Here is a 15539-nt window from a genome sequence, read left to right on the forward strand (position 1 = left end):
AAAACGGGATATTTTGACAGAAATGTCTTAAGAATCCCCGTACAAACCGGGCGGGGAGTGTCAAAGGATTTCTACATACCCTTCTGTTCCATGTACGCGAATTCGTTGCCCATCTTCGATCAGTTTGGTCGCATTTTCTACTCCGACAACTGCCGGTAAGCCATATTCACGTGCGATAACTGCTCCATGAGTCATCAGTCCACCAACTTCGGTGACTAGACCTTTTATGGATACAAATAATGGTGTCCAGCTAGGGTCAGTAAACGAGGTGACTAATATATCTCCATCTTCCAGATCGGCGTCTTCCATGTTTAAGATGACACGCGCTCGTCCTTCTATAACTCCGGCAGCAACAGCCAGACCTACAATAGCTTCGGCTGGGAGGTTTTCTCGTTTATATTCCCCTGCAATGATTTCACCATCAGACGCGATCACCCGTGGCGGAGTTAGTTTTTCATAGAGTTTGTACTCGTCTTTTCGGTTGCCGATCATCTGATAATCTAATTGATTTGTACGTACAACTTCGCGAAGTTCTTCAAACGTGAGATAGTAGGCATCTTCTTTTTCATGAATAACGCCCGCTTGTACGAGTTGTTCGATTTCTTTAAGTAATGCCTGCTTGTAAACGAAGTAGCGACTCACGATACCGTACTTTGGATATTCACGATAGCCGATGAAATTTCGGAGCAGGCCGATCATTCGTTGTGTCTCTCTGGCTTTTTGCTCGCCCTCCGGTAATTGCTTCAATCGCTCTAATAACGCTTGTTCTTTTTTCAAGGCTGACTGTCGTCCTTGCTCAAATTTGCGATCGCTGGCACCTGGCTCAAAGTTTTTGATGTTACTAAGAATCAAGGGAACAAGCGTTGTTGGTTTTTCGCTCCAACGAGTTCTCGTAATATCGATTTCTCCGACACATCGCATTCCGTATTTGTTGAGAAAAGTAGCGATCGCGTTTTGGGCTTCCTGTCCACCCTCAAGCTTCACTAATTCATCTAGAAAGTTATCATTTTTTACAGATTGCAAATACTCAATGACTTCCGGGTAAGGACGAATCGCATCCGCAACATCCAATAGTGCCAGACCCATCTCCGAAGTAATATTGTTAGGTGCTGATTGAGAAAGCGTATCCGCTGCGTTTTTTTCGCCTAACCACTCGTGCATTTTTTCATTGATCCAGGAGGAAGCATTCATAGCAGTCATAAACACACCAAAACTCTGTGAATCAGCGTTGATCTTCTTTAATTGCTGGATATCTTCCAGGATAAAATCAAACAGATCCGATCCTGATTTAGTTTGGATGGTTTGTTTTAAGGCTTCGATCGAGGTTTGACTCTGTTGAATCAAATCAGCAACAATCGCCGGATCGTAGTCGTTTAGAGTTTGAAAATCCGCAGGCGAGCGACCTTTACTGCTTTTCCCGGGACTGCGATCGTCGGGTAACGATTTTATAAAATCTCCCCGCTCTATGATGGTTGTAAGTGCGTCTTTCATGAGCGGATCGGATTTTCCCAGTGTGACGTTTAATATAGTTTCTCTGCCGACAGGTGAAGCCAGCGTCGCTGTAACATCAACAAACAACCTTCCACCAGCAGTGTGCATGGGTGCAGGGGTCATTAACAGGAAAAAAGACAATCCCAATGGTTTCATGGCATCGGTCATCATTTGGTTGTGGCCGACAGAAACAAAGACGTGATTTTCCCGATCGTTAGTTTCAGGGATTGGGAATAAAGTAGTGATCGGACGACTCTGGACAATGTAAAACGTATCCTCAACTAAACACCATTCAATGTCCTGGGGACTGCCGAAATGTGCTTCGATCGTTCTCCCGATGCGATCGAGCTGCAAAATCTGCTCATCCGTAAGCGCTTGCCTGTTCTGTCTCTCAGGCTCAATTTCCTGTTCTTTCGTACCGCCATCTTTTAAGGCATAAACAGCCAGTTTCTTGGTGGATATCTTCTTCTCGATAATCTCGCCGTTCCGCACTTTATAGCTATCAGCATTCACTAGACCGGAAACCATCGCCTCACCTAGTCCGAAGCTGGCATCAATGGATAACACTTTTCTATTAGAAGTGACGGGATCGGCAGTAAACAAAATTCCTGCCACCTGCGGGAAAACCATCTTCTGAACAACCACAGACAGGTGGACTTTACGGTGATCGAAGCCGTTTTGAAGGCGGTAAATTACTGCTCTCTCGGTAAATAGCGATGCCCAGCACTTGCTGATATGCTGATAGATTGCCTCCTTTCCGATAATGTTCAAATACGTATCCTGCTGGCCTGCAAAGGAGGCTGTCGGTAAATCCTCCGCAGTTGCGCTGGATCGTACTGCACAGGCATTTTTTTCATCAAGCCTGGAGAGCAGGCGGGCGATCTCTTCATTAATGTCTTGAGGAATGGCTATCCCTTCGATGACCCTGCGAATCTCACCGCTAAGTTCACCGATTTTATCCCGGTCTTCCACCTTTAGATGCGATAAGCGATCGAGTAATTCGTTAATCGACGACGTTTCCCCAATGATTCTTTTAAAGGCTTCAGTAGAAATACAAAAGCCATCCGGTACGCGGATTCCTTCAATCTTGGAAAGTTCCCCCAAGTTTGCGCCTTTACCCCCAACGATCGTGATTTTTGTTTGGTCAATGTCCTGAAAACCAAGCACATAGGAACTCATATATTTACCTCCTGTGGCAATTCCTTCTTTGATAATTTTGATGACATCCTTCGGGCTAAAACGACTTACCGGAGTATTTATTGTAGTTCAACTCGAATTTAGCCAATCAGGAAGAGGATGCGAATAGTTGAATCAACTGTTCGCATTCTGCATCAAGCAATAAAACCGGAGTGGGGTTGAGAATATGTCGGGAAGTCGATATCGCCCCCTCGCCCAACAACAATAGAACGCCTTTCCAACAACAGTACAGTAAACTGAGAGCAGCCCCATTCGCCCCAGTTGACCTATGCCGCGTTGGTTCAATACTGCCGGCCCTTGCCGCGATGACATCCACTATCAGCTTCCTGCCACCCGTCGCCTCCCGAATTTAGAGCGACTGATTGCTCAGCAAAGCTACTTTGTCATCCACGCACCCCGGCAAGTGGGGAAAACCACCGCTATGCTGGCCTTAGCCAAACAACTCACCGAAAGCGGACAATATACAGCCGTGATGCTGTCGGTAGAAGTCGGCGCACCCTTCAGTCAAGACATTGCTGGTGCAGAAGAGGCTATTTTGGGGGCTTGGCGACGGGCGATTTCGATTCGACTTCCCCCAGAATTGCAGCCGCCTGCTTGGCCCTCGTCGGAACCGGGACAGCAAATCGGCGATGTACTCAGCCTGTGGGCACAATCTTCTCCTCGTCCTTTGGTCATTTTGATCGACGAAATTGACGCATTGCAAGACCAAGCGTTGATTTCTATCCTGCGACAACTGCGCGATGGTTATCCCAATCGCCCGAAAGCGTTTCCGCAATCGGTGGGTTTAATTGGTTTGCGGGATGTTCGCGATTATAAAGTGGCTGCGGGGGGAAGCGATCGGCTCCATACATCCAGTCCGTTTAATATTAAAGTGCGATCGATTACTCTCAGAGATTTTAATGCCTCAGAAGTCGCGGAACTCTACGCGCAACATACCCAAGATACCGGACAAGTTTTTACACCTGAAGCCGTAGCCTTAGCTTTTGAACTGACTCAGGGACAACCTTGGTTAGTGAATGCTTTAGCTAAGGAAATTGTAGAAGAATTAGTAACAGATGAATCTATAGAAATTACACCTGAACATATTTTATCAGCTAAAGAAATTTTAATACAGCGGCAAGATACGCATTTGGATAGCTTGGCAGAACGACTCAGAGAAAACCGAGTTAAAGCCATTATCGAGCCGATGCTAGCCGGACGAGAATTGCCAGAATCTTCTAATGACGATCGCCAATATCTCCTAGATTTGGGCTTGCTCAAACGAGATCCAGCCGGGGGTTTAGTCATCGCCAATCCGATTTATCGAGAAGTGTTGCCGCGAGTTTTGGCGCAAGGGCCGCAAGATAGTTTACCGATTATCAGTCCGAGTTGGTTGAACGATCGCGGCGAACTACTACCAGATGCACTCCTGCAAGCGTTTCTCGCCTTTTGGTTGCAACATGGCGAACCGTTACTCAAAAGTGCTTCTTATCCCGAAATTGCACCGCATTTAGTGTTGATGGCGTTTCTGCATCGGGTAATTAATGGTGGGGGAACGTTGGAGCGGGAATATGCGATCGGACGCGACAGAATGGATTTATGTTTGCGTTATGGTGAGGTAACATTGGGAATTGAACTGAAGGTTTGGCGAACTCGGAAAGTCGATCCGTTGAGTAAAGGGTTGGAACAGTTAGATGGGTATTTGGCTCGATTGGGACAAGATGAAGGGTGGTTGGTGATATTCGATCGACGCGAGAATGCGATCGAATTAGAAGAGCGATTGAATACTGAAATTCATACTACTCCAATGGGGCGAACTGTTACAGTTATTCGTGCGTGAAGAAGTTCTGATGAATGTTTTGGTTCTGGCGATCGCCGAGGGTGTGCGATCGACTCTAATCTAAAATATAATTAAGAAGGGGGTGACATACACTATCGAGCTGCGGTATTACTCGATTATATCCAGTATTGTACCGCAACTGCAATACAATTATTCGATCGCGCACCCATATAACAAGCTAGTATATCTAATCTTTTCGCCCAACCTCAAACGAGGAGATTCTCAAAAATTCTAACTATGAACTACCGAAACCACATCACGATCGAAGCAAATAAACGCGGTGGTAAGCCTTGTGTACGCGGCTTGCGAATTACGGTTTATGAAGTGCTTGAGTACCTGGCTTCTGAGATGACCGAAGCTGAAATTCAAGGGCGATTTTCCAGATTTGACGCGAGAAGATTTAAAAGCCTGCATTGCTTATGCTGCTGACCGCGAACGTCGGTTTATGACCGATCCCTTATCGGCATGAAATTACTTTTTGATGAAAATTTGTCGCCCAAGTTGCCGAATCGTTTGAGCGATATTTTCCCAAATTCACTTCACGTCCTTTGATGTGGGCATGAAAGCAACGATCGACCCAATAGTTTGGGATTATGCATTCATACAATAATTTGATGATTGTCTCGAAAGACGCGGATATGCACGACCTGAGCTTAGTATTTGGGAATCCACCGAAAGTTATTTGGCTTCGCCTGGGAAACTGTTCGACATTGCAAGTTGAAAATTTGCTGCGTCGGGATTTTAATGCGATTAAGTTATTTTATGAAGATGAGAGTTGATCGCTGCTTGCTTTATCATAATACACCGAATCGAATTAGCGTTAGGGTAGGTAGTTTTTCCATGATTATTCCACCAATCTTTTAAAGCCTCACACGCCAATTCACTGGCATCTTTACTGTTTCATAATGTTATATATCTTATGTTTTGTTGAAAAACATAAATCCCATGTGGAATTACTTTTCCGTGATCTAAACTCCAAAAGTCATGATCTAAAAGCGATCGCCCAACTCTACAGTCTGACTCAACGCTTGTAGCCGATCGCGATCGAGTAATTCAATCTGTGAACCATTGACGACAATAATTCCTTCACTGCTGAGACGATAAAAGGCTCTAGAAAGCGTCGCGGGAATCGTACCCAGTGCTGCTGCGAGTTGGGTTTTGGTTAAATCTAACATCACAAGGTCGATCGATTTTGAGCGAGCACTAGATTTTTGAGAACTCACATAATAGAGATTGAGGAGATACGCAGCTAGGCGTTGTGGCACGTCTTTGAACGATAAATCTTCAATGACACTGACTAAATGGCGTGAATGCTGGGATAAACTAACCAGCATATTAATGGCAATATCAGGATCTTGGCGAAGTAGCTCTAGAAATACTTGGCGAGGAAAAAAGATCAGTTCCACTCGATCCAAGGCGGCGGCGGATGCCGGAAATGGCTGACCATCTAGGGCTGCAACTTCCGCAAAGTTATCTCCCTGCTCAACAATATTGAGAATTTGCTCTTTGCCGATCGGTGAAACTTTAAAAACCTTGACGCGCCCCGTTTTCACGACAAAAAATCCTGTGGCTGGACTGCCTTGTTTGAAGATAAGTTCATCTTTCTGCCAGGTTTGGGGCTGAATAGTCTGGCACAAGCGGAGCATTTGCGATCGCGAGAGTCCCTGGAAAAGCAGAACCGTCTGCAACCAATCAGCCAAATTAGAATTAAGTTCGTTCATTCTATGTCGCTAATATTAAGCCTTTTATAAAAATAAATATATGTTCGCGTCATTTCAAGCAAGCGGCAAACTTAAGGTTTTCTACAGGTTAGTTTTGACTTAAGTCAAAGCGTTTTCACAGCGATCTGTTTAGTCTAGAAGGTGCTCATTGACTAGAATATGCGATTATGGCAAATCCAACTTTCGATCTCGGTGAGATGAGGGTGCCGAAACGTACCTGGAAATTTAGCCTTCCAACTTGGCTGGTGCTAATTTGCATCGTCACTTTTTCAGTGTTGATCTTTGCAGGATCGGCGATTTACAAAAATGCACCACCGATTCCCGCTACTGTGGTGTCGCCGCAACAGGAAATCATTCTAACTCAAGCGAATATTGAAGCTGGGCAAGTAGCCTATCTGGGTCGCGGTGGACAACATATTGGGAGTATTTGGGGGCACGGCAGTTACCTAGCTCCCGACTGGACAGCCGATGTCCTGCACCGTTGGGGTCTTGCCACTGCCGGACTTTTATATAACGGTAATTCAGATTTTAGTGAAGCCGATTTACAGGCTTTATCGGCAGTCGATCGCGCTACTCTCCAAGCGCAGGTACAGCAAGAATTTAAAACCAATCGTTATGAGTCAGAGACAGGCGCTTTAACCCTAACTGCGGCTCAAACTCAGGGACTAACCAAGGTTTTTGATAGCTATAAAACTTTGCTATCCCAAGGCTCCAAGATTCATTCCATTCCTAGCGGTTGGTTTACTGACGACACGCAAATCCGCAATGTCACCGCTTTCTTTAGTTGGACGGCTTGGGCAGCATCTGCCGATCGTCCGAATGCACCATTTTCCTATACCGCCAACTTTCCCCACGATGACTTGATTGGCAATCAGGCTCCGGCTCAATTCTTGATCTGGTCAATTGTGTCGGTGATTGTGCTGATTGCGGCGATCGGTATATTTCTGTTTGTTTACATCACCCAAGAAGATAGCGAAGAAGTAATCGCTGTCGCCCATCGCCCCCTCATTCGGATTGCCACACCTAGCCAAAAAGTCACCACCCTCTTCTTTGGGGTTGCCATGACTTTGTTTTTGGTGCAAATGTTGATGGGAATGGTCACAGCCCATTACGCGGTAGAAGGCGACGGCTTCTATGGTGTGCCACTTCAGCAATATTTACCCTATGCCGCCTCGCGGACTTGGCATTTACAGCTAGCAGTATTTTGGATTGCCACCTGTTGGCTCGCCGCAGGGCTATATTTCGCGCCAAGGTTTGGTAAACATGAGCCGAAGTTGCAAGCTTGGGGCAATGGCGGTTTGTTAGTGGCTTTGACTGTCGTTGTTGTTGGTTCCTTAATCGGATCTTGGGCTAGTGTCCAAGGCATTATCGGCGGTGACAATAGTTTCTGGTTTGGACATCAGGGCTATGAATATGTAGAACTTGGTCGCCTCTGGCAATTATTGCTGATTGGTGGCATGGTGTTTTGGCTCTGGCTGATGTACCGCGCCCTCAAGCCTGCGCTCAAGGCGGAAGGTGATAAAACGGGACTGAATCATTTCTTTCTCTACAGTGCGATTACAATTCCCCTGTTCTATGCGTCAGGGTTGATGTACAACAATCACACCCATTTGAGCATTGCCGAATATTGGCGTTGGTGGGTTGTGCATTTATGGGTAGAAGGCTTCTTTGAGGTGTTTGCGACGGTAGCGATCGCCTATCTATGTAGCGAATTGGGCTTTCTAAAGCGCTCATCAGCCCTGAGAGCCACCTACATGACGACAATTCTCTATCTCGGTAGTGGCGTAATCGGCACGTTACACCATCTCTACTTTGCAGGAACACCTGTATTCATTACGTCGATGGGTTCCGTTGCTTCAGCCTTAGAAGTCGTTCCCTTGACCTTAATTGGCTTTGAAGTGGTGAAGTCGATGAAGCTATCCCAAGAAGCGCAAGGATTTTATCGAGTACCACTAAAATTCTTTATTGCCACTGCTTTTTGGAACTTAATTGGCGCAGGTGTCTTTGGTTTCTTAATCAATCCACCGATCGTTCTCTATTATTCCCAAGGACTAAACACAACTCCAATTCACGCTCACTCTGCACTCTTCGGTGTGTATGGCTCCCTGGCGATCGCCCTGATGCTCTTTGCCTTGCGTGAAATCACGCCCGATCGCGCATGGGATGAGAAAAACTTCAATTTATCCTTCTGGTGGATCAATGTTGGTCTAGGCATGATGATGGTTTTAGGCCTGATTCCTAATGGTTTTTATCAATTGGTGCAATCCGTTAATCATGGCACTTGGTACGCTCGCAGTGCTGAAGTCATTGGTTCGGCATGGATGCAGTGGACAGTTTGGCTACGCATCCCTGGGGATATCGTCTTCTCGGTTGGTGCATTGATCCTCGTCTTTTGCGTGATTAAAGCGATCGTGGCTATTTTCCAACAGCCTACTCAAGCCCAACCCCTCGAAACCATTGCGGCTGAGACTCCGGTCGTCAGTCATTAGTTGCTCAATTGTTCCAATTATCTTTCGTATTTATTGAGGATTCAGTCAATGATTCGTCTCTTAGTTGGTATTCTCGTTTTTGCGATAAATGTCGTCTATGCCGATCGCCCTTATCCTCGGTTTTATGTGCTAGAAACCGTGGCTCGTGTTCCTTATTTCTCTTATCTATCGGTACTTCACCTCTATGAAACCTTGGGCTGGTGGCGGAAGGCTGATTGGTTAAAAATCCACTTTTCGGAGTCGTGGAATGAGCTGCACCATCTGTTGATTATGGAATCACTTGGGGGATCAGCTTTTTGGGGCGATCGTCTTCTAGCACGAGCCACTGCACTCATTTACTACTGGATTATCATTTTGGTCTACATGGTGTCGTCCAAATCTGCCTACAACTTCATGGAACTTGTAGAGGGACACGCCTATGCCAGCTACGACAAGTTCCTCAATGCCGAAGCTGAAGCTCTCAAGCAACAGCCCGCACCAGATGTCGCTCTCCAATACTATCGAGATGGCGATTTGTATATGTTTGACGAGTTTCAAACAAGCAGTGCAAATGTATTCCGTCGTCCGAAAATCGACAATCTCTATGATGTGTTTGTTGCCATTCGGGATGACGAAATGGAGCATGTGAAAACAATGGTGGCTTGTCAGCAGCCGACTGCACAAATCTCGTTACTCAGTCCCCATGCGATGCAGGCAGCTTCTACGCTAAAGGTTGAGTTAACTGCAAAGACCGATGCTGTGGAACTCAGTCCCTCGAAATAGGTGATTTGAACCCGTCGTTCTCTGGTATGAAAACGTTGGTATCGCCCTGTGTCTAGGGGCGATCGCGGCTTTTCTGATGGATGCTATTTCGGTGGTCTATCGACAACAGAAATCCCTGTGGGAGGAGATTTTCAAATGCCATTGAGCCAACTCAAGTCCAAAATCATTGATTTAGCAGAACGATTATAATCGGATGAAAGGGCGATCGATAAAACTCACCCCAAAAGCACCTATGAAAAGCACGATCGAAATCGATAGCTCCCTCATCACCAATGCGCTCCAAGTCACCGGACTGACTGCACAACAAGAAGTCATCGAATTGGCTCTGAACCTGCTGATCCAAATGAAAAACCAAGAGAACCTCCGGGCGCTAAGGGGTAAACTCGCCTGGGACGGCGACCTCGATCGCATGAAAACGGATACAGAGCAATAGTAAGCCCATGATTATTATTGATTCCAGCGTCTGGATTGACTACTTTAACGGACAATCCACCCCACAAACCGATCTCCTTGACCTTTATTATCAGACTACAAAAAATGTTGGTGTAAATCGTTAAAATAGTACCAAAAACAACCAAGGAGAAACCCATGTTAACCCTAGAAATGGCAATCCAAAAAATCCAACATTTTTCCCCAGAACAACGCAATAAAGTTATTGAGTTTATCGAATTTCTAGAATTTCAAGCCAGCCAAACTAAAACGATAGAACAAAAAAACGATGACTCCGATCGAGAACAATCCTTTTTTGAGCTAGCCGGAATCTGGGAAGGAAAAAATATCACCCTAGACGACATTCGCAAAGACGCATGGGGTAAATAAAACCAATGATTTTGTGTGACACCAATATTCTCATCGAATTCTATAAAAACAATACCGCCATCATTCAATAACTACGGCAAATCGGCAGCCAGAACTTAACCATTAGCATTATCACCAGAGCAGAACTGTACTATGGCGCACTCAACAAAAACGAACTAAACCGCATTCAAAAACACCTCGACTTACTTCCAAATATTCCCATCGATCGACCCATCGAGCGAGCAATTCATTCAACTCATGGCGCAATATTCCCTAAGCCATAAACTCACAATTCCCGATGCCATGATTGCCGCCACCGCCCTAACCCATAACATTAGCCTTTATACCCTAAACCTCAAAGATTTTCGCTTTATCCAAGGCTTAAAAATATATGAATCTTCCCTGTCCCCATGACCCAAACGGTTGAACACTGAAATTCAGACTAGCCCGATGCGTCGGTTAATTACAGTGATTCGAGCGTGATGAAGTTATAATGAGTGTCTCGATTTTGGCGATCGCCGACGGTGTGCGATCGATTCTAAATGCTCTCTAATCTCAAATATAATAAAAATAGCTTTTTTCTGTGTGATGGCTTAAGTGTTTAAGTTGAATTGTGCGGCGAACTCGATCGAGGAAAGGAGATTCTGATGGGGAGTAAGAAGAGGTTGACATACATCCTCAAGCGGCGGTATTATTCGACTATATGCAGTGTTGTACCGCAAATGCGATACATTATAAGTTAGGTAGCTTGAGCCTCTGGCTAGGGCCGTACGGTAAACTCACTTGTTGAGAGTAAAACATAGGTGAATGTTAGTGGCGCTTTTCAGTCGGCTCTTAAATCTCAATACAGGCAGTATTCCGCTAGAAGATTTCTTCACTGAGTTGGTCGCCTACCTCTTCAGTACAGACAAGGAAATTCTCTATTCTTGGCTTAAGAATTTAAACTTATTGGATATAAATATTTATTTGGATGCCTATGTTTCAACACAGAGGGAGTTTGAGCCTCTTGATGATCATCGTTTAGCTAGCCGCCCAGATATCTTAATTGAGCTAGTAGATGCTAAAAGTCGTAGCATCATCTTTATCGAAAGTAAGATTGGCTCTCAGGAAGGCTACGAGCAGCTTTCAAGGTATGCCGAGATTTTGCATGGAATTTCAGGGTTCCAGCACAAATTTCTTTTGTACATTACTCGTGATTTTGATCCAAAAGATCAAGCAGATATTTTGAAGAATATTTCTCAATCTACCGTTCAGTTCAGGCAATTGAGGTGGCATCAGTTCTATCGATTTTTGAAATCTCAGGCAGATACAATGCTTGTTAAAGAAATTGTGACATTTATGGATGAGTATCGCATGGCACATAACAATCAGTTCTCTTCTATTGACGTGATTGCGTTAGCAAATTTCACAAAATCACTAAAACTTATGGAAGAGACAATGTGGGGAGAAGTCAGTCAGCGCTTTGAGAAAGTTCTGGGAGCAATTAAGCAAAAGTCTACAGCTCTTACCCAGATTCAATGGCATGGGCGGTATTTAATGACTGCCTCAATGCCAAGTGGAAGATGGTGGTGTGGTCTAGGCTTTATTCTAAAGACATCACATTTAACTGATTACCCAATAGTACGTCTCGTACTTGAAGTAGATCCTAATTCACCGCGTCGAGCAGAAATTATTGAAACGATGAAAGATATTTGCGAACAGTACGGTTGGAGGGGTTATAACTTAGATAGCTCAAAAGACTGGGCAGGAATAGTTCGAGACAAAAGTTTACAGGATTTTCTTTCTGAAGAAGACCATGTGGTGGCTGTCAAAAGATTTTTCCTGCAAGCACTAGATGAGTTAGAAAAGATCAAAGATCAGTATTCAAAACTTCCTTGGGTAGCAATTCAAGGCAATGGAGAAAGCTCTGATGATACGTTGCCAGCTACCTAACAAATCGTTGCAACGGCGGAATAAAGATAATCGGTGGGGATGCCAGGGTTACTAACCGCCGTTGAACTCAATCGTTATCTCGCAAACGCTGCCTGACTTTGGAGATGGTTCGGAATCTCGATCGAGAGTTAAGCTAAATAAAACTCCGAGTTCTGCATCGATGCTTATTAGAAGCGAATAATTTCGATCGTGCATCGCGATCGCACAAAACAAACATCAAATTCTCGAAAGAAGTTGGTTTGCCCGAGAATTAATGGAACCTGAGAGGCTTGTGCCCAAGCAAATGCTAGGCGAACGGGTTCCAGATTCCCAATTTGAACATCTACAAATACACCCCGCGCCTCAACCGTTGCCAGATTTCCAGCCAATGGCAAGCGGACAGTTTGTTCCTCCCAAATTGCACCCAATTGCAGACCAATGTCATAAGGTAATAGATTGACCGCAGACCCAGTATCTAGCAGTGCATTCGCCGAGACAGAAAAGCCTGCATGAATCAGAGTGATGGGAATGGTGGGTAATGCTTCATTGTCAGAAAAGGGAAACTCGATCGAACCAGGCATGAGTAGATGCCTCTCGATCGTCCTGAATCATCTGCATCATAATGTTTGCAGCTTCCGTTGCATCGTAGGGCGACCGAACCGGATACTCTGATGCAGAAAAGATGACTTGTAATTCAGCGTCTGGGATTTGTGCGGCTAGGAGTTTGAAGAGTGATAATTTGTCTGACTGGCTCAGATTGTTCACCAAAGGAATTAACTCAGCGAGAGACATGGTTTAAACTCCCAGAAGTACGAGAATACATCTATCATAAACGCTGCCTGACTTTGGAGATGATTCGGAAGCTCGATCGACAATTAAGAATTCCGGTGGATAAATGTCGCCCTGCATTACCAACACTAATTGCTGCTTTATTCTACGATTTATCAACAGATAAAAAAATCAAAATCCCTTCAATCGGTGAAAAACGGGAACGGGAATTGCCATCTCCTACAGCTATGACTTGATATGATATCTACGACCAAGCCAACTGGTTGAGCCAACAATCCCCGTACCTTGATAGTCGGGGAGTGTCAACAACAACTATCAAGGCAACTCAACCGAACTCGGTTTAGCAATGTGAGGCAAACCCCAGCCCAATTTTTCCCGCAAAATGTGGAAAAACTCAAAAGATTGCAAGCGAATAAAGCGGGCTGGGTACTGAGCTCGCTCGACTTGCACCCAATCTTCGGGCAGAACATAACATCCGCCGTTACCGTCTACGACCATTACCAGGCGGTTCGGACTCGCCGGCAAAATCTTGACCGGCTCGGTGTTGGAAAACACCAAAGCCCGCGAAGCCATTGAATGCGGGCAAATAGGCAGCAACTGCAGCACCGGCACTCCGGGAATGATCACAGGCCCACCGGCAGAAAGGGCATAAGCTGTCGATCCTGTGGGAGTTGCGATGATGACTCCATCTGCGGCAATGTCAACAGAGGCGTGCTGGCCGATCGCCACTTCAAAATGACACATACAAGTCAGCGGTTCCCGGTGCAGCACCATTTCATTGAGACAAAGGGCTTCCCAGAGGCAGTCGTTTTCTCGAAACAGCCGCACGGCCAGCATCGATCTTTCTTCGATTTCGTATTCTCCGGCGATTACCTTTTCCAAAGCTTGCGGCAGCAAGTTCAGGTAAGTTTCTGTTAAAAAGCCCATGTGACCGGTATTGACAGTCAGCAGCGGCACTCCGATGGGAGCAACTTGGCGAAATGCCGACAGCACCGTACCGTCGCCGCCCAAAACCACTGCAAACTCCATGTCGCTGTCAAAACCGGGGGGGACGAGTTGTTCGATCGGGTTGTGGCACAGGGGGCGATCGGGGCTAGAATAGCCCAGAATTCCTCCAGAACCAGAAACCGAGCAAACCTCCCAGCCGCGGGCAGTCAGCTTGTCTTGCAACTCTGCGGCGATACGACAAGCCACAGGTTTAACGTCGTTGTATATAATCCCAGCTTTCGGCACTTTAAAATGTAAAGGGCATTTTTTGTTTACTCCGTTTTTTAGTTTTAAGCTGCTCGTACTCTATTTCCTTGAGCTTCTTCATAATCAGATTAAAGTATTCTTCGAGATAAGACTCCAAAGTAGTAGTTTCTTTGGGGTCGAGTCCGAAGACACTGTAAACATCATCCATCGGAGCTTTCAAGGGTTTTCCGGCTGCCAAAACTTCTGAAAAAGCCAATCTGTCAGCTACGTTCCAACTCCACTGAAAAAACTTAGCAAATTGACGAGTAGCCTTCAACAAGGCGTCTGGGGTGCGCGTAATTTTGGCTTGCTTCCCTGACAGCCGTTCGCACAAGCGCACGATTTCTTCAGCATCCCAAGCGCGATTTCCCACCACCGGAAAGCTTTTTTTCTCGGTTTCAGGAACTGAAAGGGCCCGGACGGCAAATTTAGCAACGTCCTGAGTGTTCATGTAGGCAAGGGCGGATGGCTTGTTGGGCAGCCAGACTGCCTGATTGTCCAAAATCGGCATTGCATACAGGCTCAGCAGTCCTTGCAAAAAGCCGCAAGGTCTCAAGATTGTGTAGTCTAGACCGGATTCTGCTAAGAACAGTTCGGTACAGCGCTTAATTTCCAACAAGGGGACTTGGGGATATTTCTCCGCGTCGAGAAAGGAAAAGAATATGTAACGCTTGATGCCTGCTGCTGCTGCTGCTTGGATCAGCGATACTTTTCCGTCCCAGTCTACTCTTTTGATGCTGACAGAATCGCCGGCACTGGCTGTTGCTGCATCGATAATAGCACTGACGCCTTCTAGGGCCGGAGGCAAACTGTCTGGCTGGCAAAGGTTCCCCGGTACGAGTTCAGCGCCCCATTCTTTCAAAAATGCAGCTTTTCTGTAACTTCTGACTAAACAGCGCACCTGGTAGCCCTCGTCTAGGGCGCGGCGGGCTATTTGGCGGCCGAGAGTGCCGGTGGCACCTAAAATCAATAAAGTCATCTAGGGATTAATTATGAATCTTAAACTTTCTATAAGATGGTATCAGGTTTTTGTTAAGTTTTTTATAAAAACTTAACAAAAACCTGAAATTTTCTCATTTTAGGCTTGAGATATTCGGCCCAAGGCTGGCTTTCGGCAGCAAGTAGACTCTAGAAGGCAGAAGGTAGAAGGCTTGTGAAGGATTGGTTGAAAAAAACTTATTCTTCGCGGCCTTGCAATTTGAGCAGGAGGAAGCCTCCACCTATACCCACGAAAATTAGGGAAAAGGACAAAAAGGCTGCATTGAAAATTTCAGGATTCATGATTTGATAAGTCCCATTGGGCGATCGCATTAAATAAAGATAATATAA

General features: G+C 45.6%; 17 protein-coding genes and 1 pseudogene. 11 read left to right on the forward strand and 7 right to left on the reverse strand.

From position 1 onward, the window contains the following. Positions 1 to 60: 60 nt before the first annotated feature. Entirely contained in the window at positions 61 to 2670 is a 2610-nt protein-coding gene (gene ppsA / locus OSC7112_RS01820; protein WP_015174316.1) for a phosphoenolpyruvate synthase, read from the reverse strand. Positions 2671 to 2956: 286 nt separating this feature from the next. Between ppsA and OSC7112_RS01825 the strand changes: the two genes are divergently transcribed. From OSC7112_RS01825 to OSC7112_RS41580, 4 genes and pseudogenes are all read left to right on the forward strand, one after another. After that, positions 2957 to 4507 carry an ATP-binding protein gene (locus OSC7112_RS01825; RefSeq protein WP_015174317.1) on the forward strand — a complete coding sequence of 517 codons (1551 nt, stop codon included), beginning with the start codon at positions 2957 to 2959 and terminating at the stop codon, positions 4505 to 4507. A 237-nt stretch (positions 4508 to 4744) separates the two neighbouring features. Further along, positions 4745 to 4976 (forward strand): annotated as a pseudogene (locus OSC7112_RS35130) (DUF433 domain-containing protein). Continuing rightward, positions 4973 to 5059: a DUF5615 family PIN-like protein gene (locus OSC7112_RS41575; RefSeq protein WP_263053636.1), complete on the forward strand. Its 87-nt coding sequence runs from the start codon at positions 4973 to 4975 to the stop codon at positions 5057 to 5059. The pseudogene OSC7112_RS35130 and the gene OSC7112_RS41575 overlap by 4 nt, the downstream one beginning before the upstream one ends. A gap of 62 nt (positions 5060 to 5121) precedes the next feature. After that, complete coding sequence (locus OSC7112_RS41580; protein WP_263053576.1) at positions 5122 to 5286, forward strand: DUF5615 family PIN-like protein; 165 nt, start codon at positions 5122 to 5124, stop codon at positions 5284 to 5286. Between the two features lie 210 nt (positions 5287 to 5496). Here the strand turns inward: OSC7112_RS41580 and OSC7112_RS01835 are convergent, their stop codons facing one another. Further along, positions 5497 to 6228: a Crp/Fnr family transcriptional regulator gene (locus OSC7112_RS01835; protein ID WP_015174318.1), complete on the reverse strand. Its 732-nt coding sequence runs from the start codon at positions 6226 to 6228 to the stop codon at positions 5497 to 5499. Between the two features lie 167 nt (positions 6229 to 6395). Between OSC7112_RS01835 and OSC7112_RS01840 the strand changes: the two genes are divergently transcribed. The 6 genes from OSC7112_RS01840 to OSC7112_RS01860 all read left to right on the forward strand — a co-directional run bounded on the left by OSC7112_RS01840 (position 6396) and on the right by OSC7112_RS01860 (position 12209). Then, positions 6396 to 8717: a nitric-oxide reductase large subunit gene (locus OSC7112_RS01840; RefSeq protein ID WP_015174319.1), complete on the forward strand. Its 2322-nt coding sequence runs from the start codon at positions 6396 to 6398 to the stop codon at positions 8715 to 8717. Between the two features lie 48 nt (positions 8718 to 8765). After that, positions 8766 to 9479, forward strand: coding sequence for an alternative oxidase (locus tag OSC7112_RS01845; protein ID WP_015174320.1), 714 nt, complete (start codon positions 8766 to 8768; stop codon positions 9477 to 9479). 232 nt (positions 9480 to 9711) lie between these two features. Continuing rightward, the gene (locus tag OSC7112_RS01850; protein WP_015174321.1) at positions 9712 to 9912 is read left to right on the forward strand and encodes a type II toxin-antitoxin system VapB family antitoxin; all 201 of its coding nucleotides are present in this window, start codon (positions 9712 to 9714) and stop codon (positions 9910 to 9912) included. 155 nt (positions 9913 to 10067) lie between these two features. Beyond that, positions 10068 to 10298, forward strand: a complete 231-nt coding sequence (locus tag OSC7112_RS01855; protein ID WP_015174322.1) for a DUF2281 domain-containing protein — start codon at positions 10068 to 10070, stop codon at positions 10296 to 10298. Positions 10299 to 10490: 192 nt separating this feature from the next. Continuing rightward, the gene (locus OSC7112_RS40645) at positions 10491 to 10691 is read left to right on the forward strand and encodes a PIN domain-containing protein (RefSeq protein WP_223300921.1); all 201 of its coding nucleotides are present in this window, start codon (positions 10491 to 10493) and stop codon (positions 10689 to 10691) included. 393 nt (positions 10692 to 11084) lie between these two features. Continuing rightward, positions 11085 to 12209, forward strand: coding sequence for a PD-(D/E)XK nuclease family protein (locus OSC7112_RS01860; protein ID WP_015174323.1), 1125 nt, complete (start codon positions 11085 to 11087; stop codon positions 12207 to 12209). Between the two features lie 167 nt (positions 12210 to 12376). On the opposite strand, the gene OSC7112_RS01865 is transcribed toward OSC7112_RS01860, so the two are convergent. Both OSC7112_RS01865 and OSC7112_RS01870 read right to left on the reverse strand, forming a co-directional pair. After that, positions 12377 to 12769, reverse strand: coding sequence for an aspartyl protease family protein (locus tag OSC7112_RS01865; RefSeq protein WP_015174324.1), 393 nt, complete (start codon positions 12767 to 12769; stop codon positions 12377 to 12379). Continuing rightward, a complete protein-coding gene (locus tag OSC7112_RS01870) occupies positions 12738 to 12980 on the reverse strand; it encodes a hypothetical protein (protein WP_015174325.1) in 243 nt (80 codons plus the stop codon). Before OSC7112_RS01870 ends, OSC7112_RS01865 begins: the two co-directional genes overlap by 32 nt. Before the next feature lie 59 nt (positions 12981 to 13039). On the opposite strand from OSC7112_RS01870, the gene OSC7112_RS37685 reads away from it, so the two are divergent. Continuing rightward, on the forward strand, positions 13040 to 13213 hold the full coding sequence (locus OSC7112_RS37685) for a hypothetical protein (RefSeq protein ID WP_223300737.1): 174 nt from the start codon (positions 13040 to 13042) through the stop codon (positions 13211 to 13213). Between the two features lie 79 nt (positions 13214 to 13292). Here OSC7112_RS37685 and OSC7112_RS01875 read toward each other — a convergent pair whose 3' ends face one another. The 3 genes from OSC7112_RS01875 to petM all read right to left on the reverse strand — a co-directional run bounded on the left by OSC7112_RS01875 (position 13293) and on the right by petM (position 15521). Next, complete coding sequence (locus OSC7112_RS01875; protein ID WP_015174326.1) at positions 13293 to 14210, reverse strand: NAD(+) kinase; 918 nt, start codon at positions 14208 to 14210, stop codon at positions 13293 to 13295. Between the two features lies 1 nt (position 14211). Continuing rightward, complete coding sequence (locus tag OSC7112_RS01880; protein ID WP_015174327.1) at positions 14212 to 15189, reverse strand: SDR family oxidoreductase; 978 nt, start codon at positions 15187 to 15189, stop codon at positions 14212 to 14214. A 197-nt stretch (positions 15190 to 15386) separates the two neighbouring features. Beyond that, on the reverse strand, positions 15387 to 15521 hold the full coding sequence (petM, locus tag OSC7112_RS01885) for a cytochrome b6-f complex subunit PetM (RefSeq protein WP_015174328.1): 135 nt from the start codon (positions 15519 to 15521) through the stop codon (positions 15387 to 15389). Positions 15522 to 15539 lie beyond the last annotated feature (18 nt).

This window comes from Oscillatoria nigro-viridis PCC 7112 (genome assembly GCF_000317475.1).
Lineage (GTDB): Bacteria > Cyanobacteriota > Cyanobacteriia > Cyanobacteriales > Microcoleaceae > Microcoleus > Microcoleus nigroviridis.

Coding starts and splice junctions, on each gene's coding strand:
- ppsA (WP_015174316.1), bottom strand. CDS start 2,670: ATGAGTTCCTATGTGCTTGGTTTTCAGGACATTGACCAAACAAAAATC.
- OSC7112_RS01825 (WP_015174317.1), top strand. CDS start 2,957: ATGCCGCGTTGGTTCAATACTGCCGGCCCTTGCCGCGATGACATCCAC.
- OSC7112_RS41575 (WP_263053636.1), top strand. CDS start 4,973: ATGAAATTACTTTTTGATGAAAATTTGTCGCCCAAGTTGCCGAATCGT.
- OSC7112_RS41580 (WP_263053576.1), top strand. CDS start 5,122: ATGATTGTCTCGAAAGACGCGGATATGCACGACCTGAGCTTAGTATTT.
- OSC7112_RS01835 (WP_015174318.1), bottom strand. CDS start 6,228: ATGAACGAACTTAATTCTAATTTGGCTGATTGGTTGCAGACGGTTCTG.
- OSC7112_RS01840 (WP_015174319.1), top strand. CDS start 6,396: ATGGCAAATCCAACTTTCGATCTCGGTGAGATGAGGGTGCCGAAACGT.
- OSC7112_RS01845 (WP_015174320.1), top strand. CDS start 8,766: ATGATTCGTCTCTTAGTTGGTATTCTCGTTTTTGCGATAAATGTCGTC.
- OSC7112_RS01850 (WP_015174321.1), top strand. CDS start 9,712: ATGAAAAGCACGATCGAAATCGATAGCTCCCTCATCACCAATGCGCTC.
- OSC7112_RS01855 (WP_015174322.1), top strand. CDS start 10,068: ATGTTAACCCTAGAAATGGCAATCCAAAAAATCCAACATTTTTCCCCA.
- OSC7112_RS01860 (WP_015174323.1), top strand. CDS start 11,085: ATGTTAGTGGCGCTTTTCAGTCGGCTCTTAAATCTCAATACAGGCAGT.
- OSC7112_RS01865 (WP_015174324.1), bottom strand. CDS start 12,769: ATGCCTGGTTCGATCGAGTTTCCCTTTTCTGACAATGAAGCATTACCC.
- OSC7112_RS01870 (WP_015174325.1), bottom strand. CDS start 12,980: ATGTCTCTCGCTGAGTTAATTCCTTTGGTGAACAATCTGAGCCAGTCA.
- OSC7112_RS37685 (WP_223300737.1), top strand. CDS start 13,040: ATGATTCGGAAGCTCGATCGACAATTAAGAATTCCGGTGGATAAATGT.
- OSC7112_RS01880 (WP_015174327.1), bottom strand. CDS start 15,189: ATGACTTTATTGATTTTAGGTGCCACCGGCACTCTCGGCCGCCAAATA.
- petM (WP_015174328.1), bottom strand. CDS start 15,521: ATGCGATCGCCCAATGGGACTTATCAAATCATGAATCCTGAAATTTTC.